Raw genomic sequence first — 18772 nt, 5'->3', positions numbered from 1 at the left:
GGAGAGGAAGGCAATTGGAACTGCCCCCAAAGTAGCTTTTATTGAATTTCCGCTCAAAATTGTTTAATTTTGTGCACCCATAGTATGGCCTTGTTCCATTCTCTTCAATAATCCCTTTATGTCGAAGCTACGAATCCTCTACGCGGCCACCGAAATTGACCCGTTTCTGCAGACCACCAAGGTGGCTGAAATGCTGCGTCGGCTCCCCGCCAGCATGCAGGAGATGGGCTGCGAAATTCGCATTTTCGTGCCGCGTTTTGGCATTATCAACGAGCGCAAGAACCGGTTGCACGAAGTAGTGCGCCTCTCGGGCATCAACATCGCCGTGGGCGATGACGAAAAGCCCTTGGTTATCAAGGTAGCATCTATTCCGACCGCCAAGCTCCAGGTTTACTTTATCGATAACGAAGATTATTTCCATCGGAAGTCGGCCCTGGTCGACAAAAACGACAAGTTTTACGCCGACAATGACGAACGCGCCATTTTCTTCTGCAAAGGTGTGCTCGAAACGGTAAAGAAACTGGGCTGGTCGCCCAACATCGTGCATTGCTCCGACTGGATGACCGGCCTGATTCCGCTCTACCTGAAGACGACCTACAAGAAAGACCCGGTGTTCAAGGATGCCAAATCGGTGTTCTCGATTTACAGCAACGAGTTTGAAGACAAGTTCGAGGGCAACATCCTCGAGAAAGCCAAAATGCTCGACATCGACGACGAGATGATGGCTTCGCTCAGGACGGCTGACTTCAGCGGCTTCATCAAAATGGGCATGGAATATGCCGACACGGTGGTTCGCTCCGACGAGGATTTCAGCGACAATATGAACGGCATGTTCCAGGAATATGCGCTGCACAACAAGCTCAGCCAGGTAGCTACCGACGAAAACCTGCACTCATCCTACCTAGCGCTCTACAATGAATTGGCTAACTAGCCGCTGTGCTCCCCTGGTGGCCCTGTCTGCCCTGGCCCTGGCCAGCTGCGACAAAGGCACCGACCTAAACGTGGACCTGCCCGAAACCACGGCCATCAGCACCGAATATCAGGATTTCCCGCTCACGGTGGCTACCGTGCGCCTCTCGCCGGTACAAACCCTCAAAACCGACCATTTCCTGGTGGGCAGCCTGGTCGATAACGTAGCCGGTACTACCGAGGCCCGTGCGTATTTCAACGTGGTGACCACCGGCCGCGTCGATTCGCTGCCCTCCAAGCTGCCCCTGCCCGTGCTCGACTCGGCATTGGTAATCACGGGGTTTGATAAAGTGTATGGCAGCAGCACCACGCCCGTGCGGTTCGATGTGCTGCGGCTGGCTGCTTCGCTTGATGAGCGCCAGGTGTATAACTCGGAAACCCCTACTGCCACCGGGGCCCCGATTGCCCGCAACCTCAGCAGCCGCCTCGACCGTACCCGGCTGCAGGTGCTGGTAGCCGCCGTGCCGGCTTCGCCAACCACCGTAGCTATTCCGGCCGTGACCACCACCGTGCCCGACCCGACCCTGCGCCTGCTGCTGCACCGCCGGGCGGTGCCGGCCACGCCTACCCGGCCGGCTATTTCGGCGGTGCCGTCGCCGTTTATCGATAGCCTGTTTGCCCGGCTGTCGTCGACCAGCACCAATTTTGGCCAAACGCAGCTCAATAGCATTCTCAAAGGCCTGGCCATCGTGCCCAGCGTGGGGCACACCACCAACATCGTGAGCTTCAGCCGTATCCTTGATGCGCGCATCATTCTCTATTTCCACGCCACGGGCGCACCCAACCGGACGTACTCCGTCCTGTTTGGGCCGGCCTTTAGCGGCGTGGGGGCCAACCCCGTGCGCGACCCGCGCTACTACACCCGCATTATCAACACGCTGCCCGCGAACCTGAGCGTATTGGCCAGCCGGGCCGGGGCGGTATCGGCGAGTGCCCTCAGCGGCACGAGCTACGTGCAGGAAGGCACCGGCCTGGCGACCCGCGTCACCTTCCAGGGATTGGAAACCCTGAAGGCAACCCCGAACCTGACCGTAAACCGGGCTGAAATTCGCGTGCCGGTGAAACCGTTCAGCAATGCCCTCTTTGACAACCCTCCTCAGCTATATGCAGTAGAAGTCGATGCCAATAATGTCGCGTTGCAGCGCACGATTAATTTCATCGCCGCCGACCGGGTCGTGCAGGCCGACGGGGCCAACCAGCTCGGCAGCGGCTTTCCCGCCACGGGCGCGCTCAACAATGCCACTTCCACCCAAGCTCATTACAGCTTACCCATCACTAATTACCTCGACGCTTACCTGAAAGACAAGCTGGAGGGCAACCCCGCTTCGCTGGTCCTGACCCCAAGCATCCAGGCTTCCAACACGCTGTCGCTGAACCGCGCCGTGCTTGATGCTAACAACATCACCCTGCGCGTGTACTACTCCAAGAAGTAGCTACCCGTAGCTGACCCAAAACTGGCCAAAGAGCTGTTGGCCAACAATTTCAATTTACTTACTTAATCTTTCCTGCCATGTGCGGCATAGTTGCTTATATCGGCCATCGTGAGGCCTGCCCCATCATTATCAAAGGTTTGCATCGCCTCGAATACCGTGGCTATGACTCGGCCGGCGTGGCATTGCTCACCGATGAGCTAACGGTTTATAAAAAGAAGGGCAAGGTCAGCGAGCTGGAAGGCTTTATTGCCGCCAAAGACACGCATGCTCACATTGGCATGGGCCACACCCGCTGGGCCACCCACGGCGAGCCCAACGACGAAAACGCCCACCCCCACTTCTCCACCTCGGAGCGGATTGCCATTATCCACAACGGCATCATTGAGAACTACGCGGCGCTGAAAACGCACCTGCAGCAGCAGGGCCACGTCTTTCATTCCGACACGGACACGGAAGTTTTCGTGAACCTGATTGAGGAAATCAAGAAGCAAAACGACTGCTCGCTGGAAGAGGCCGTGCGCCTGGCCCTGCACGAAGTAGTGGGAGCCTACGCCATTGTGGTGCTCAGCAAGGATGCTCCCAACCAGCTCATCGCCGCCCGCAAAGGCTCGCCGATGGTGATTGGCATTGGCGAAGGCGAGTTCTTTATTGCCTCGGATGCCACGCCCATCATCGAGTACACCAACGAGGTGGTGTATGTGAACGACTACGAAATCGTGGTTATTCGCGACGGTCAGCTGAACATTCGCAGCCGTGAGGACGTGAGCCAGACGCCCTACATCCAGAAGCTGGAAATGGAGCTCGAAAGCATCGAGAAAGGTGGCTACGAGCACTTCATGCTGAAGGAGATTTTCGAGCAGCCCCGCTCCATCATGGATTCGATGCGCGGCCGTTTGGAGCTGGAAGCCGGCCACCTGAACATGGGCGGCATCCGGGCCTACGAGCAGAAGTTTGTGAATGCCCAGCGCATCATCATTGTGGCCTGCGGTACCTCCTGGCATGCCGGCCTGGTAGCCGAGTACTTGATTGAGGACCTGGCCCGCATTCCGGTGGAAGTGGAATACGCCTCGGAATTCCGCTACCGCAACCCGATTATCACGGAGCGCGACATCGTAATCGCTATTTCGCAAAGCGGCGAAACGGCCGATACGCTGGCCGCCATCGAGCTGGCCAAGAGCAAGGGTGCTACCATCTTCGGGGTGTGCAACGTGGTGGGCAGCAGCATTGCCCGCGCTACCGACGCTGGAGCCTATACCCACGCCGGACCCGAAATCGGGGTGGCTTCGACCAAAGCCTTCACCGCCCAGGTAACGGTACTGACGCTGCTGGCCATGATTATGGGGCAGAAGCGCGGCACCATCACCGACACCAAGCTGCGCGAGCTGATGGTGGAGCTGGATACTATTCCGGCTAAGGTAGAGAAAGCGCTGTTGCTGGACGACCAAATCCGGGTAATCGCGGAGGAGTTCAAGGATGCCACCAACTTCCTGTATCTGGGCCGGGGTTACAACTTCCCTGTTGCTTTGGAAGGCGCGCTCAAACTAAAGGAAATCAGCTACATCCACGCCGAGGGCTACCCGGCTGCCGAGATGAAGCACGGCCCCATCGCCCTGATTGACGAGAACATGCCGATGGTGGTAATTGCCACCCGCGACAGCTCGTACGAGAAGGTGGTGAGCAATATTCAGGAAGTGAAGGCCCGTAAAGGCCGCATCATCGCCATCGTGAGCGAGGGCGACACCGTGATTCCACCCATGGCCGAATTCGTGATTGAGGTACCTCACACCAGCGAAATCCTGATGCCGCTGGTATCGGTGGTGCCGCTGCAGCTGCTGAGCTACCATATTGCCGTGCTGCGCGGCTGCAACGTGGACCAGCCCCGCAACCTCGCCAAATCGGTGACGGTTGAATAAATCACGGATTACGCGGATTTTAGCGGATTTCACGGATTTTGTGGACGGCGCACTCGCATGATGGACAATCGCCTGATAAGTCAAAAGGCCACCTGCCAGGGTGGCCTTTTGACTTATCAGGCTCATTGAATCGTCCACAAAATCCGTGAAATCCGCTAAAATCCGCGTAATCCGTGATTAAATGGCTCACCGCGCAGCGCCTGTCGCTTGAGCAGCGGGCAGACTTTGTAACGCTCGTCGTGGGTGTCGTGCCACATGGCTTCCAGCACGGCGTACACGCGCTCGACGCCGATGGCATTGGCCCATGCGAAGGGGCCGTGGGGGTAGTTGGTGCCCAGCTTCATGCCCAGGTCTACGTCCTGCATGGTGGCGGTGCCTTCCTGCACGGTGAAGCAGGCTTCGTTGATAATCTGGCAGATGACGCGGGGCGTGACCAGGCCCACGCGGTCGGCCACCACACGGTAGTCGGTGCCGAGAGCAGCACAGGTGGCGGCTAGTTTCTCGCGGTCGGCTTCGTCGTAGAGGCTGACTTCGAGCAGAGGGCGGTTGAGGAGCGTGGGCAGGCCACAGAAGCCAAAGAGAGGACCTTTGAACTCACCGTTTTCGTATTCTTTCTTACTAGATACCAAGGACTGCCATAGGACTTCAAAGAATACAGGACAAGTCAATGAGCCCAATAGGTTATAAGTATCGGGGCTATGCGAAACCTTGCCGAAGCAGAATGCTACGTCGGTTGCTGATGCTTCTTCGCTAACGCCATTTGCAAAACGGTCCCATCCTCTTATTCCATTGTTATCCGAACTGAAGAATCGGTATTCGTGCCCCGGCCCGAACTTCGCGCGGAACTCCGCTTCTACGTGGTGGCCGTCAATAACCAGAATGTGCATGGTTTCGGTAGTTACTTTGGGGCCAAAGATACCTTAACTGTTTCCGTTCAGATGGCCCACCAGATTATCCTTACCGACCAGGCTCCGGCCCCCATCGGCCCCTACTCGCAAGCCGTGAAGGCCGGCAACACCGTGTACGTTTCGGGCCAGATACCGCTGGATGCCGCCGGTCAGCTCGTTGGCAATGGCAGCGTGGCTGTGCAGACGCACCAGGTGCTTCGCAACATGCAGGCCGTGCTGGCGGCCGCCGGCTTCAAAATGTCCGATGTGGTGAAGTGCAGCATCTTCGTGAAAGACCTCGGCAATTTCTCGGTTATCAACGAAGTGTACGGTTCCTATTTCGATAATGCCACGGCCCCGGCCCGCGAAACGGTGGAAGTAAGCCGCCTGCCGCGCGACGTGGAAGTGGAGATTTCCTGCATCGCCGTAGGCGCATAATATTCCGATAGTGGGGACGTTGCCCGGAAACTCATTTCCACCCTCAGCAACTCCCTCGCATGAAAGAACTTGGACTCGGCCTGCTCATTATTGGGCTCATCTCGCTGGCGCTGCCGCTCATCAATCCCAACCTCCACTACGTCTTCCTGACCTGGATTGACCAGTGGGGGCCGGCCGTGGCCTGGGGCATTCGCGGCGGCATCACGCTGCTGGGGTTGGCGCTCTGGCTGGGGTTTAAGAACCGGGACTGATTTTCATTTAACAATTATCAATTAACATTTAACAGCCGTTTTGGCGGCCAACAGCGGCAGTGGAACGACTGTTAAATGTTAATTGATAATTGTTAAATGACCCCGACCTTTGCGGCGCGTTCCGAACTCCGGGGCGCGCTTTTTTGCCTTATGACTGAGAGAGAAGTTCGGGTGCGTTTCGCCCCCTCGCCTACCGGCCCGCTGCACATTGGTGGCGTGCGCACCGCGCTGTATAACTATTTATTGGCCCGCAAGCTGGGCGGCAAGATGCTGCTGCGCATTGAGGACACCGACCAGAACCGCTTCGTGCCGGGTGCCGAGCAGTACATTCTGGAGGCGCTGGCCTGGTGCGGCATCGTGATTGACGAAGGCCAGGGCGTGGGTGGCCCCCACGGCCCCTACAAGCAGAGCGAGCGCAAGCCCATGTACAAGCAGTACGCCGACCAGCTCATCGCCGCCGGCCACGCCTACTACGCCTTCGATACGCTTGAGGAGCTGGATACCATGCGCGCCCGCCTGCAGGCCGCCAAGGTGCCCAACCCGCAGTACAACTCCATTACCCGCGCCCAGATGCGCAACTCGCTGACCCTGCCCGAGGACGAGGTGAAGGCCCTGCTCGACGGCGGCGCGCAGTACGTAATTCGCCTGAAAGTGCCCCGCAAGGAGGAAATTCGCTTCCAGGACATGATTCGCGGCTGGGTGGTGGTGCATTCCTCGGCCGTGGACGACAAGGTGCTGATGAAGTCGGACGGCATGCCGACCTACCATTTGGCCAACATCGTGGACGACCACCTGATGGAAATCTCGCACGTGATTCGGGGTGAGGAGTGGCTGCCATCGGCCCCGCTGCACGTACTGCTGTACCGCTACCTGGGCTGGGAAAGCACCATGCCGCAGTTTGCCCACCTGCCGCTGCTGCTGAAACCCGACGGCACCGGCAAGCTGAGCAAGCGCGACGGCGACCGCCTCGGCTTCCCCGTTTTCCCGCTGGAATGGCACGGCACCGACGCCGAAACCGGCGAGCCCACCATCAGCAAGGGCTACCGCGAAGAGGGCTACCTGCCAGAGGCGCTGGTGAACTTCCTGGCTTTTCTGGGCTGGAACCCCGGCACCCAGCAGGAGATTTTCTCGATGGAAGAGTTGGTTGAGGCCTTCTCGATTGAGCGCGTGAGCAAGTCGCCGGCCAAGTTCGACCAGAACAAGGTGAAGTGGTTCAACGAGCACTACCTGCGCGCCAAAACCGATGCCGAGCTGGCGCCCTACCTGCTCACGGCCCTGCACGAGCATGGTATTGTGTGCAGCCAGGAGAAAGCCGAGCAGATTGTGGGCGTGATGAAGGAGCGGGTGAGCTTCCCCAACGACTTCTGGCAGGAGGCCAAATACTTCTTCCAGGCCCCGACGGAGTACGATGAAGCCGTGGTGAGCAAGAAGTGGAACATGCCCGTGGCCGGTGCCCTCACCGCCTACGCCGAGGCGCTGCCCGGTGCCGCCCAGGCCTCAGCCGAAGAGCTGAAGACCTTATTTAATGACACCATGGCGGCCCAGGGCCTCAAGCCCGGCCAGGTGCTGCAGGCCCTGCGCGTGGCCGTAACCGGTGCCGCCGCCGGCCCGGATTTGTTCGAGACCCTCGTAATTCTGGGCGTGCCCGAAGTGGCCCAGCGCCTGCGGGCGGCCGTGGCGGCCCTGCCGGCAGCCTAAGGCATGGCCACAGCGCTGGCACCAGCACCTTACCAAGCCGGGCCCGGATTTCTGCCGATTGAATCGATGGAAGTCCGGGCCCGGTCGTTGTCGGGTTATGCTGCGCCCGCTCGCTTTGCGCCGGCTCATTATGCCGCGAAAAATAGGCGACGTGGCACATACTCATTGGGGCGAGCGACGGCCAGCAGCTATATAGCCCGGCCGCCTTACTTCGGCTTCGCCGGATGGCGGGTTTGGCTGTACATTTGGACCGGCCTGGATGACTGAGCCCCTGAGTCTCATTACTCCTATCTATTGCTAATGCCCGGCTTATTGCCTGGGTTTGTATTCAGTTAACGGCATTGGCGCGGCACTTTTTTTCCCTCGACGTATTTCGCGGCTGGCTCGTGGCCGGGGCAGCGCTGGCGGCGGTGCTGCTGCTGAGCCGCCCGGCAGCGGGCCAGGCACTGCCGGAGCTGGTCGAAGACTCCCTTGTGAAGCGTGACCGGCCCTGGCACCGGGGTGCCTCGCCGCTGGTGCGTACATCCCGGCTCAGTCAGGCGCAGCGCATCGACAGCGTGCGGGGCCTGCTGGCCGCCCACCCCCGCCCCGATACCCTGCGGGTGATGCTGCTCACCGACCTGGCCAATGAAATCATGGTGGTCGACGTGCGGGCCGCCGGCCCTGCCCGCCGCGCGGCCTGCGGCCTGGCGCGCCAGGTGGGCTACCCCAACTTCGTGGACGAAACCCTGCTGGACCTGGCCGACTACCACATTGCCCTGGCACAATACGACTCGGCCCGCCTCTTGCTGCGCGATGCCCAGCGCATCTTCACCAGCCAGTACGACCTGGGGGGGCAGATGCGCTGCCTGGGCCGCCGCGCCCGTATTGCCGACCAGCAGGGCCATCTGGCCCAGGCCCTCGACTACTGCCTGCGGGCCATGGCCATGAGCTCGACCGGCGACCAGCGCCGCTTTCATACCAGCCTCAAGATTCACGCGGCCGGCCTCTACACCCGCCTGGGGGAGTACGCCACCGCCCGCACTTACCTGCGCGAGGCCCTGGCCGTGGCCCGCCGCTACGAGTACCCCGACCGCATCAATCTGATAATGGGCGAGCTGGGCGAGCTGGCCCGCCGCCAGGGCCAGTGGGCCGAGGCGCGCCGCTACTACCGCCTGAGCATTGCCGTGAGCCACCAGATTGTGGTGACCGACCAGGCGACCGTGCGCGCCGTGCGCTTCCACCTGGCCGACGTGACCGAACGCCTGGGCCAGGGCCCCGAGGCGCTGGCCCAGGCCACTGCCGCCCTGCGCGATGCCGCCGCGGCCCACGACGTGCTGCTGCTGCCTCAGCTCGAAGCCCTGCTGGGCCGCACCTGGCTGCACCTGGGCCGCCCCGATAGCGCCCTGCGCTACGCCACCCGCGCCCTCCAGGCCAGCGAGCAGGCCCATTCGGTGGAGGGGCTGCGGGCGGCCTACGACGTGCTGGCCCGCGCCCACGCCCAGCGCCGCGACTGGCCCGCGGCCTACCAGGCCCAGCTGCGCTTCACTACCTACGACGACAGCCTGACCGGCACCGACGTGAGCCGCCGCACCGCCGCCCTGCGCTTCAACCATGAAGTAAACCAGCACCGCGCCCAGCTGCAGCTGCTGGCCCAGCGGCTGGAGCTGGACCGCCTGCGACGGCAGCGGCTGGCGGCCGGCCTGCTGGTGCTGGCCTTGCTGGCCGGGCTGGGCGGGGCGGCCTTGCTGTGGCGCTATCGCCAGCGGCAGCGCCGCCAGGAAACCGCACTGCGCAACCGCCTGGCCGCCGACCTGCACGACGATGTGGGCACGCTGCTGAGCCAGATTTCGCTGCAAAGCAGCCTGCTTCAGGAAGGCCTGGCCGACAGCGCGGGGCAGCGCCAGCAGCTGGGGCAGATTTCGGAGGCCAGCCGCTCGGCCGTGCGCCAGCTCAACGACGTGGTGTGGAGCCTGGATGCCCACAACGACCACCTGCCCGACCTGCTCGACCGCATGCGCGACTATGCCTACGATGTGCTGGGCACCGCCGGCCTGGACGTGGAGTTTGTGTTTCCGACCGAGCTGCCCGCCCAGCGCCTGCCCGTGCTGCTGCGCCGCAACCTCTACCTGATTTACAAGGAAAGCCTGCATAACATTATCAAGCACGCCCGCGGTGCGACGACCGTAACAGTGCGCGTGCGCCTGGAAACGGGCAGCCCGGACCAGCTGGTGCTGGAGATTGTGGACGATGGAGCCGGGCCTACCAGTGGCCCCGACGGCCACACGCGCCGCTCGGGCCACGGCCTGCGCAACATTCAGGCCCGCGCCCAGGCCCTGGGCGGGGCGGCTATCAGCGGCGGCACCGCCGGGTTCCGGGTGTGCGTGGTGGTACCCCTGCCTTCGACCTGGAAAGCCTTTGGGCATAGCAGTAATAGCAGTCCGGCCGCTTGAGCCGGCTGGCTGGCGGCATCGCATCAACATGCGATACCGCGGCGTGTGAATAACCCGGACCTTTGCTTTATGAAAATCCGCCTGGCCATTGTTGAAGACCAGCCCGCTATTCGCGCGGCACTGCACACCTACCTGTGCGCGCAGCCGGAATTCGAGTGCGTAGCGGTGGCCGGGTCCGTGGAGGAGCTGCTGGAGGCGCTGGCCGCCGGAGCCCCCACCCCGCGGCTGGTCCTCTCCGACATTGGCCTGCCCGGCGCCACGGGCATCGAGGGCATCGGGCTGATTCGGGAGCTGGCCCCCCAGGCCGAAGTCGTGCTCATCACCGTGTATCAGGATGCCGAGCGCACCTTCAAGGCCCTGTGCGCCGGGGCGGTGGGCTACTTGGTGAAGAGCACCCCGCTGCCCGCCATCAAGCAGGCCCTGCTGGATGTGCTGGACGGCGGCGCGCCCATGTCGCCGGCCATTGCCCGGCACGTGATGCGCTACTTCCGGCCCGCCGCCCCGCAGGCCGCCCTCACCCCGCGCGAGCAGCAAATTGTGGAAGCCCTGGAGCAGGGCCTGAGCTACAAGCTGGTGGCCGACCGCCTGGGCATCAGCCTGAACACGGTGCGGGCCTACATCCGCACGGTGTACGACAAGCTGCAAATCAACTCCAAGGCCGAGCTGCTGGGCCGCGGCCGCCACGCGTAGGCCAATGCTGATGCGGGGCAGAGCCTACCAACAACAACAACTGTCAGCCGCGTCACGGGCCAGCAGTTCAGCCTCTTTTTTGTGGGCCGATGCCGACGGGTAGCGCCATCGCCGACGGCAAATTTGCGTATAGCTTGTTTCCACCCTGTCCGCCTTTGTTTTCGCATCATGGCCAAGAAACCCGTCAAACCCAAGAAAACCGCTTCCGACCCCGATAAGAAAGCCCGCGTCCACAAGGAGCTGGAAGGCTTTGAGATTGGGGTGAACCCACTGGGCGAAATCACCTCCAACTACTCCATCGAGCAAATTAACCAGTTTCTGGGCCGCCACGTGCGCGACAAAAAGCTGGTGGACCGCGCCGGGCAGTTTGGCGAAAAGCCCGCGCCCGACGAGCGCGAGGAAGAGGCTTTCCCCATTGAGGACGGCCACCACGAAGCTGAGCCCGAAGAGTCGGAAGAAGACTTTATCAAGCGCAGCAGCCGCGAGGCCAAGCGCAAAAAAACCGTGGGCGACCCCGATAAAGAAGCGGCCGAAACCCGCGGCGAACTACCGCTGGACGAGTAGCCGACTGCTTCACAACGATTTAGTGGTGCTGGTGCGCAGGCCTTTCTCGAAGGTTTCGACCCTGATGAGCTGGCCCGCCGAATAGGTTTCGGTGCGGATAACGCTGTTGCCCTGGTAGGTTTCTATCTGCGTCAGCTGGCTCTGCTCGTAGGTTGCGGTGCGGGTCAGGGTGCCGTCGGTGTAGGTGTGGATGCCGGTGGTCTGGCCGTCGGGGTCGTAGGTTTTCCACTCACCGTACCAGAAGAAACGGGCCGGCTTGTCGCCGCTGGTCACCCACTGGGCCGGGCCGCGCCGCGCCACCTTCCCGCCGGGGTGCCAGTACGTGACTTCGCAAAAGCCCTCGCGGCGGTAGCGCTCCGAGTGGTCGAGCTGGCCCGTGGGCGCGTAGTAGCGGAAGGTGCGCACCGGCCGCCCGTGCCGGTAGCGCCCCGCCGTGAACGGCTCAGTATCGGCCGAGTCGTAGTAGGTGCGCCAGCGGCCCTGCTCCCGGCCCTGGCGGTCGGAGCGGTTGGGGGGCCGGAAGCCGCGCGGCTGGCGCCGGGTAGTAGCCCGCGAGCCGGCGCAGGCACCAAGCAGCAGCGTGCTGCCCGCAATCAGAAGCAGGTGAAAAAGGCGCATACGCGAGTCGGTTAGGTCTGCCTATGAAGTTAAGAGCAAACTGATTAACGAACGCCGGGGTGCCAAAATATTGCGGGCCATGAGCAGGGTGGTGGCGCATATCCTGCGGCCGCTATCTTTGGGCGCACCAACCACGCCCCGCCCCGCCCTATGAACTCGCACGATGTTGATTACCGCATTCTTGGCTCCGATATCCAGGTTCTGGAAGTAGAGCTCGACCCCAACGAAACCGTGATTGCCGAAGCCGGCGCCATGGTGTACATGGAAGAGGCCATTGCCTTCGAAACCAAGATGGGCGACGGCTCCGAGCCCGACCAGGGCCTGATGGGCAAGCTGTTCTCGGCCGGCACCCGGCTCATCACCGGCGAGTCGCTGTTTCTCACGCACTTCACGCACCGGGGCAGCTACGGCAAAAGCAAAGTGGCCTTTTCGGCTCCTTATCCCGGTACCATTATTCCGGTCAATCTAGGCGAGATGCCCGCCGGCCTCATCGTGCAGAAAGACGGCTTCCTGGCCGCCGCGCGGGGCACCAAAATCAGCCTGCACTTCAACCAGAAATTCGGGGCCGGCCTGTTTGGCGGCGAGGGCTTCATCCTGCAAAAGCTGACCGGCGACGGCAAGGCCTTCGTGCACGCCGGCGGCACCATCATCGAGAAGCGCCTGAACAACGAGCTGCTGCGCGTTGACACCGGCTGCGTGGTGGCGTTCGAGCCCGGCATCGACTTCAGCGTGGCCCGCGCCGGGGGGCTCAAGTCGATGATATTCGGGGGCGAAGGGCTGCTGCTGGCCACCCTGCGCGGCACCGGCCGCGTGTGGCTGCAATCGATGCCCGTCAAAAAGCTCATCCGGGCCCTGGCCTCGGGCGGCGGCAACGCGCAAAAGGAAAGCGGCGGCATGCTCGCGGGCATCCTGGGCGAGTAGTTAATAGTTGAGGGTTGAGGGTTCGACGGCCCCTTTAAGCATTAACCCTCAACGCTTAACTACTGTAGCGCTTCGGTAGCTGACGCGGCCGGGTCAGCGTTGCGGTCCATCATGCCCTTCAGCACGAAGCCCAGCACCATGGCCAGCACGATAGCAATGCCGGCGCCTACGCGCAGCAGAAACTTGTAGTCGCTGGATTCGTCGGTTTTCCGGCGGTCCGATTCGCGGCGTTGCTGGCGCGATTTATACGGACGTTGATAAGCCGCTCGGTGGGTCACGGGAGAAGTAGCTGTTTTGGACATAAGGATGAATATTACGGTAATATTACGCAATATTCACCAATAGCGCAGCTACTATTAGCCTAGAGCGGCATATAATCGACGGATTACTTTCCTGAACCGGCTAACCACGCGTGAAAGCCTCAGCTAAAAGCGGTTAGCCGCGTACGGCGGCGGTTGCCAGCACGGCCTCCAGCACCTCCCGGGAGTTGAGCAGGCGCGGCACTTTGTGCTGGCCGCCCAGCTTGCCCTGGCTGGCCAGCCAGGCGTCGAACGTACCCACCGGCACGGCCCGCAGGCGGGGCGGAGCCAGGGCCAGGCTCCGGTGGCGCTTGGCCGCATAGTCGGAATTCAGCTCGCACAGCGTGGCATCGAGTACGGCCCCGAAGCGGGCCAAATCGGGCGGCGCGGCGGTGGGGGCAAATTCCACCGCCCACTCGTGCCCCCCGCGCGAGGCCGCACTATCCACGGCAAACCAGACGGGCGCGGCCGTGAAGTCGCGCACGGCCGCGCCGGTGGCCCGGCTGGCGGCGGCCACGGCAGCCTCGGCGTTCTCAATCACCACTTCTTCGCCGAAGGCGTTGAGAAAATGCTTGGTGCGGCCCGTGATGCGCACGCGGTACGGCAGCAGCGAGGTAAAGCGCACGGTGTCGCCCACGAGGTAGCGCCACAGCCCGGCATTGGTGCTGATAACCAGCGCATAGGGCCGGTGCAGCTCTACTTCGGCCAGGGGCACGGGGCGCGGGTCGGGGGCGGCCCACTGGTCGGCGGGCAGGAATTCGTAGTAAATGCCGTGGTCGAGCAGCAGCAGCAGGTCTTTGCTGTCGGGCTGGTCCTGTAGCGCGAAGTAGCCTTCCGAGGCGTTGTAGATTTCGAGGTAGCGCATGCGCGCATCAGGAATCAGCTGGCGAAAAAGCTCGCGGTAGGGCCCAAACGCCACCGCGCCGTGCAGAAACAGCCGCAAATGAGGCCACACCTGGGTAATATCGTCGGCCCCGGCCAGGGCCACCACGCGGCGCAGCAGCACCACCATCCAGGTGGGCACGCCGGCCAGGGTGCGCACATCCTGCCGCAGCACATGCGCCGCGATGCGCTCAATTTTTTCCTCCCACTCCTCCAGCAAGGCTAGCTTGAGCGGCGGGGTGCGCAGCTGCTCGGCCCAGCCCGGCAGCTGCGCCATGATAACGGCCGACACATCCCCCACCCGCGAGGCGGGTTCCTGCGGCCGAAACGGGTTGGCGGTGTGGGCCCCGCCCAGCGACAGGGTTTTGCCGGCCAGCAGCCGCTCCCGCGGATAGAAATGGGTAGCCAGGGCCAGCATGTCGCGCCCGGCGCGGTAGTGGCAATCGTGCAGCGCCTCAGTCGTGATGGGAATGAACTTGCTGCGGGCGTTGGTGGTGCCGCTGCTTTTGGCGAACCACCGCGGGCGGCCGGGCCACAGCACGTCGGGCTGGCCGCGCAGCACCTTTTCCAGCGCCGGATACAGCTGCTCGTAGGTGCTCACGGGCACGCGTCGGGCGAAGTCGGCCGCCGGGGGCCGCTCGCCGAACCCGTAGCGCCGGCCCCACTCCGTGGCCCGGGCCCGGCTCAGCAGCTCGCGCAGCAGCCGGGCCTGCACTTCGTGCGGCTGCTGCCGGAGGCGCGCCAGCCGGGACAGGCTGCCGAGTTGGACGGCGCGGGCGAGTAGCTGGTCGAGCACTTATTGATTTGGACGGAGCAAAATGAACAACAAAAGAACGTCATGCTGAGCTTGCCGAAGCATCTCTACCGCGCAACTAATCAATTTTAGTAGTGCGGTAGAGATGCTTCGGCTCCGCTCAGCATGACGTTCTACTACCTTTCGCTGCCTCACACATTCCGCTTCAGCTCGAAATTCTTGCCCAGGTACACGCGGCGCACGGTTTCGTCGCTGGCCAGCTCTTCGGCGGTGCCGGCCTTGAGGAGCTTGCCCTCGAAGAGCAGGTAGGCGCGGTCGACGATGCTGAGGGTGGAGTTCACGTCGTGGTCGGTGATGAGCACGCCGATGTTGCGGTGCTTGAGCTTGGACACGATGCCCTGAATTTCTTCGGTGGCGATGGGGTCGACGCCGGCAAAAGGCTCATCAAGCAGCACGAATTTGGGGTCGACAGCCAGGGCGCGGGCAATTTCGGTGCGGCGGCGCTCGCCGCCGCTCAGCACCTTGCCCAGGTTCTTGCGCACGTGGGTCAGGCTGAATTCTTCGAGCATTTCCTCCACTTTATCGTGGCGGGCCTGCTTTTTCATACTCGTCATTTCGAGCACGGCCATGATGTTTTCTTCCACGCTCAGGTCGCGGAACACGCTGGCTTCCTGGGCCAGGTAGCCCACGCCCAACCGCGCCCGCTGGTAGATGGGCATGGTAGTTATCTCGGTGGTATCGAGAAAGATGCGCCCCGAGTTGGGCTTCACCATGCCCACCATCATGTAGAAGCAGGTGGTTTTGCCGGCCCCGTTGGGCCCGAGCAGGCCCACGATTTCGCCCTGCTCCACGGTCACGCTCATGTCGTTGACGACGGTGCGGGCTTTGTATTTTTTGATGAGGTGGTCGGCGCGAAGAATCATGCGGGCAAAGGTACGGGCGCACGGCAACGGAGCGGAGCGCGGAAATCAACGACTAGTTTGCTGATATTATTCGGCTTGCCTAACAATTCACTTGAATTTTTTCCGCTACTTTTAGCCTCCACAATCCAACCCACCCCCAAAACTTATTTTTTATGACAGTAAAACGACTACTCCTTGCGGGGGGCGCGCTGCTTGCCAGTGCGTCGGCTGCTTCGGCCAGCGGCTTCCAGGTGTATTTGCCGGGCCACAAAAGCAACGGCATGGGCGGCGTTGGCGTGGGCTTGTCGCTCGACCAGTCGGCCATGTTCCTTAATCCCGGGGCCCTGGCCATGGTGCGGGCCAATGGGGTAGTGCTCGGGGCCAACGCCACGTTTGCGCGGGTAGCTTTCCGCTCCGATAACGGCGGGCCCCAGCGCGACCTGCAGTCCACCGTCACCACTCCTTTCAACTTCTACGCCTCCTTTGGGCCGAAAGACGGCAAGTTCAAGGCCGGCCTGGCCGTGTACACGCCCGCCGGCTCGAAGCTGGTGTACGCCGACGGCTGGGAAGGCCGCGCGGCCCTCACCCAAATCGACCTCAAGTCAGTATTCATCCAGCCTACGGTTAGCTACGCCATCACGCCGCAGCTGAGCGTGGGCGCGGGCCTCACCATCCTGGCCCTGGGCTCGGTAAACCTGCAGCGCGACATCGTGGCCCTGCCCTACGCCGGTGCCACCATCGAGCTGGACGGCAAAACCAAGACCCAGTTCGGCATCAACGCCGGCATCATGTTCAAGCCCAGCGACAAGCTGAGCGTGGGCATCAGCTACCGCTCGAAGGTGAACGCGACCGTGGAAGAAGGCACCGTGACCGTGAAGGGCCTGCCCAACGCCGCGCCCGGCAGCGCCAGCTATTCGGCCTCGCGCCGCATCAATCCGGGTTTCACGGCCGCCAACTTCGCGGCCACGCTGCCCATTCCGGCCCACGCGGCCATTGGCATCGGCCTCATGCCGACCGACAAGCTCACCATCGGCCTCGACGTGATATGGACGCAGTGGAGCGCCTACCGGGAGCTGCGCTTCGACTTCAGCGGCAACAACGGCAACGGCGACTACGCCGCCGTGGGCACCCCCGGCCAGCCCGGCAGCTTCCCCGCCAACACCGGCACTCCCGGCCTGGTGGGCGGCAATAATGTCTCCATCTCGAAGCGCAGCTACGAGGATGTGCTGGCTTTCCGCCTCGGCGCGCAGTACAAGCTGACCGACAAGCTGACCGTGCGCGGTGGCGCGGTGTATGACCAAAGCCCCGTGCGCGACGGCTACGTGACGCCCGAAACGCCCGACAACGACCGCGTGATTCTCACGACCGGCCTGAGCTACGAAGTAACAGGAAAGTTCGGCATTGACGCCTCGTATCAGTTCATTCAGATTCTGAAGCGCACCCAGACCCAGCAGGACCTGCTCGACAACGGCACCACCGACCGCGTGGCCGGCACCTACAACTCCTTCATTCACCTGCCCGGCGTGGGCGTGCACTACACCTTCTAAGCGCCTCATTCCCACCTGACTTTAGCTTCTCGCCGACATGAAACCATTTTTTAAGTACACCGCGCCCGCCCTCGCCCTGCTGGGCCTGAGCCTGGGTAGCTGCAAGCCCGACCTGGAAGACAGCCCCAAGTCGAATGCCGGGCAAGCCGATTTTTCGCGCTTCATCGCCGTGGGCAACTCGCTCACGGCCGGCTTTGGCGATAACGGACTGTACCTGGAAGGCCAGCAAACCTCGTACCCGGCCATTATGGGGCAGCAGTTCGCGCAAGTGGGCGGCGGAGCCTTTGTGCAGCCACTATTTGCGGCAGCCAACGCCAATGGCACCGGCTATTTGAGCGTCACCGGTTTCACCGCCGCTGGCTCGCCCGTGCTCACGCCGGTGGCCGCCAACGCTGCGGTGGGCCTGGGAGCCGATGGCCGCACCCCCCTACTGGTGAAGTACACCGCCACCGACAACCAGAACCTGGGCATCCCCGGCATCCGGGTGGCCGATGTGCAAACCCCCGGCTACGGCTTCAATAACCCGTTGGGGTTCAACCCGTATTTTGAGCGCCTGCTGGGTGCCACCAACCCGGTGGCTACGTACCAGCAGTACGTGCAGGAGCGCGTGGCAACTATCAGGCCCACGTTCTTCACCAACTGGCTGGGCAACAACGACGTGCTGGGCTACGCTACCTCCGGCGGCACCGCCGCGCCACTCACCGGCGATGCGGAATTTACTACCAAGTACACGGCTATCACCGATGCCCTGACGGCCGGCGGGGCGAAGGGTTTGCTGGCCACCATTCCCAACGTGGTGAACGTGCCGTACTTCACGACGGTGCCCACGGCCAGCACCATTGCCTCGGTATCGGCCGCGCCCGTGCCGGCCAGCACCGTAGCCGCCCTGACAGCTGCCTTGAGCCTGACGCCGGCCCAAGCCAGCAGCATTCGCTTTGGCTTGTTTATCCAAGCTCTCAGCGCCACCGGCACGGTGGTAACGCGTGAGGCCACGGCCACCGACCTGCTGCTACTCCCGGCCAGTTCGGTGATTGGCACGCCTTCGACCCCGGCTAACCCGTTCCCGCGTGGCTTTGGCCTCGTTATCACGGGCCTGTCACCAGCCCAGGCTGCTGGCTTGGCCGGGGCTGCTCCGGCTAACCCCTTGCCTAACTCCCTGGTGCTCGACGTGGCCGAAGTGGCCCTGGTGCAAAACCGCACCACGGCCCTGAACACGATTATCAGCAACTTGGCCAACAGCAAAGGCCTGGCACTTTTCGACTCCAACACGTTCTTCAACGGCGTGGCTCGCAACGGCCTCGTGGTGAACGGTGTGAACAACACGGCCTCTTTCATATCGGGCAACCTGTTCTCGCTCGATGGGGTGCATCCTACGCCGCGCGGCTACGCCGTAATCGCCAACGAGATGATTCGGGCCATCAACGCCAAGTACGGCTCGGCGGTACCTGGTGTAGACCCCACCACTTACCGCGGCGTTCGATTCCCTAACTAAAGACCGCCACGCCTTGGTCGTTTCACAAAAAATGCCTCTCCCGACTGGGAGAGGCATTTTTTGTACGTTTTTTTTCAGCCTG

17 protein-coding genes are annotated in these 18772 nt (G+C 62.4%); 12 read left to right on the top strand and 5 right to left on the bottom strand.

Translation table 11 applies throughout. From position 1 onward, the window contains the following. Positions 1-118 precede the first annotated feature (118 nt). The 3 genes from ABD819_RS01255 to glmS all read left to right on the top strand — a co-directional run bounded on the left by ABD819_RS01255 (position 119) and on the right by glmS (position 4315). Complete coding sequence (locus ABD819_RS01255) at positions 119-931, top strand: glycogen/starch synthase (protein WP_345120108.1); 813 nt, start codon at positions 119-121, stop codon at positions 929-931. Further along, positions 915-2402: a DUF4270 family protein gene (locus ABD819_RS01250; protein ID WP_345120106.1), complete on the top strand. Its 1488-nt coding sequence runs from the start codon at positions 915-917 to the stop codon at positions 2400-2402. The genes ABD819_RS01255 and ABD819_RS01250 overlap by 17 nt, the downstream gene beginning before the upstream one ends. A gap of 77 nt (positions 2403-2479) precedes the next feature. Beyond that, a complete protein-coding gene (gene glmS, locus ABD819_RS01245) occupies positions 2480-4315 on the top strand; it encodes a glutamine--fructose-6-phosphate transaminase (isomerizing) (protein ID WP_345120104.1) in 1836 nt (611 codons plus the stop codon). A 155-nt stretch (positions 4316-4470) separates the two neighbouring features. Here glmS and ABD819_RS01240 read toward each other — a convergent pair whose 3' ends face one another. Beyond that, positions 4471-4983 (bottom strand): 3-hydroxyacyl-CoA dehydrogenase family protein, encoded by a 513-nt coding sequence (locus tag ABD819_RS01240; RefSeq protein WP_345120102.1) that lies wholly within the window; start codon positions 4981-4983, stop codon positions 4471-4473. A 270-nt stretch (positions 4984-5253) separates the two neighbouring features. On the opposite strand from ABD819_RS01240, the gene ABD819_RS01235 reads away from it, so the two are divergent. The 6 genes from ABD819_RS01235 (at position 5254) to ABD819_RS01210 (ending at position 11275) form a co-directional block, all read left to right on the top strand. Beyond that, on the top strand, positions 5254-5640 hold the full coding sequence (locus tag ABD819_RS01235) for a RidA family protein (protein WP_345120100.1): 387 nt from the start codon (positions 5254-5256) through the stop codon (positions 5638-5640). A gap of 59 nt (positions 5641-5699) precedes the next feature. Continuing rightward, positions 5700-5891 (top strand): hypothetical protein, encoded by a 192-nt coding sequence (locus ABD819_RS01230; RefSeq protein ID WP_345120098.1) that lies wholly within the window; start codon positions 5700-5702, stop codon positions 5889-5891. Positions 5892-6041: 150 nt separating this feature from the next. Next, entirely contained in the window at positions 6042-7589 is a 1548-nt protein-coding gene (gltX, locus tag ABD819_RS01225; RefSeq protein WP_345120096.1) for a glutamate--tRNA ligase, read from the top strand. A 341-nt stretch (positions 7590-7930) separates the two neighbouring features. Beyond that, a complete protein-coding gene (locus ABD819_RS01220) occupies positions 7931-10021 on the top strand; it encodes a tetratricopeptide repeat-containing sensor histidine kinase (RefSeq protein ID WP_345120094.1) in 2091 nt (696 codons plus the stop codon). Between the two features lie 69 nt (positions 10022-10090). Then, positions 10091-10711 carry a response regulator gene (locus ABD819_RS01215; protein WP_345120092.1) on the top strand — a complete coding sequence of 207 codons (621 nt, stop codon included), beginning with the start codon at positions 10091-10093 and terminating at the stop codon, positions 10709-10711. Positions 10712-10879: 168 nt separating this feature from the next. After that, entirely contained in the window at positions 10880-11275 is a 396-nt protein-coding gene (locus tag ABD819_RS01210; protein WP_345120090.1) for a hypothetical protein, read from the top strand. A 9-nt stretch (positions 11276-11284) separates the two neighbouring features. Here the strand turns inward: ABD819_RS01210 and ABD819_RS01205 are convergent, their stop codons facing one another. Beyond that, positions 11285-11893 (bottom strand): toxin-antitoxin system YwqK family antitoxin, encoded by a 609-nt coding sequence (locus ABD819_RS01205; protein WP_345120088.1) that lies wholly within the window; start codon positions 11891-11893, stop codon positions 11285-11287. Positions 11894-12043: 150 nt separating this feature from the next. Here ABD819_RS01205 and ABD819_RS01200 point away from each other — a divergent pair, with 150 nt between their 5' ends. Then, a complete protein-coding gene (locus tag ABD819_RS01200) occupies positions 12044-12814 on the top strand; it encodes a TIGR00266 family protein (RefSeq protein ID WP_345120086.1) in 771 nt (256 codons plus the stop codon). A 59-nt stretch (positions 12815-12873) separates the two neighbouring features. Here ABD819_RS01200 and ABD819_RS01195 read toward each other — a convergent pair whose 3' ends face one another. The 3 genes from ABD819_RS01195 to lptB form a co-directional block, all read right to left on the bottom strand. Further along, positions 12874-13116: a hypothetical protein gene (locus tag ABD819_RS01195; protein WP_345120084.1), complete on the bottom strand. Its 243-nt coding sequence runs from the start codon at positions 13114-13116 to the stop codon at positions 12874-12876. Positions 13117-13249: 133 nt separating this feature from the next. Continuing rightward, positions 13250-14791 carry a GH3 auxin-responsive promoter family protein gene (locus ABD819_RS01190; RefSeq protein WP_345120082.1) on the bottom strand — a complete coding sequence of 514 codons (1542 nt, stop codon included), beginning with the start codon at positions 14789-14791 and terminating at the stop codon, positions 13250-13252. Positions 14792-14940: 149 nt separating this feature from the next. Then, positions 14941-15672, bottom strand: a complete 732-nt coding sequence (lptB, locus tag ABD819_RS01185; protein ID WP_345120080.1) for an LPS export ABC transporter ATP-binding protein — start codon at positions 15670-15672, stop codon at positions 14941-14943. 152 nt (positions 15673-15824) lie between these two features. Between lptB and ABD819_RS01180 the strand changes: the two genes are divergently transcribed. Continuing rightward, the gene (locus tag ABD819_RS01180; RefSeq protein WP_345120078.1) at positions 15825-17198 is read left to right on the top strand and encodes an OmpP1/FadL family transporter; all 1374 of its coding nucleotides are present in this window, start codon (positions 15825-15827) and stop codon (positions 17196-17198) included. A 37-nt stretch (positions 17199-17235) separates the two neighbouring features. Continuing rightward, on the top strand, positions 17236-18690 hold the full coding sequence (locus ABD819_RS01175) for an SGNH/GDSL hydrolase family protein (RefSeq protein WP_345120075.1): 1455 nt from the start codon (positions 17236-17238) through the stop codon (positions 18688-18690). The last annotated feature ends 82 nt before the right edge of the window (positions 18691-18772 follow it).

It is taken from the genome of Hymenobacter antarcticus (assembly GCF_039539545.1).
In the GTDB taxonomy this organism is placed as follows: domain Bacteria; phylum Bacteroidota; class Bacteroidia; order Cytophagales; family Hymenobacteraceae; genus Hymenobacter; species Hymenobacter antarcticus.
The sequence above is the reverse complement of the archived record's forward strand: the minus strand, read 5'-3'. Positions and strand labels throughout refer to the sequence as shown.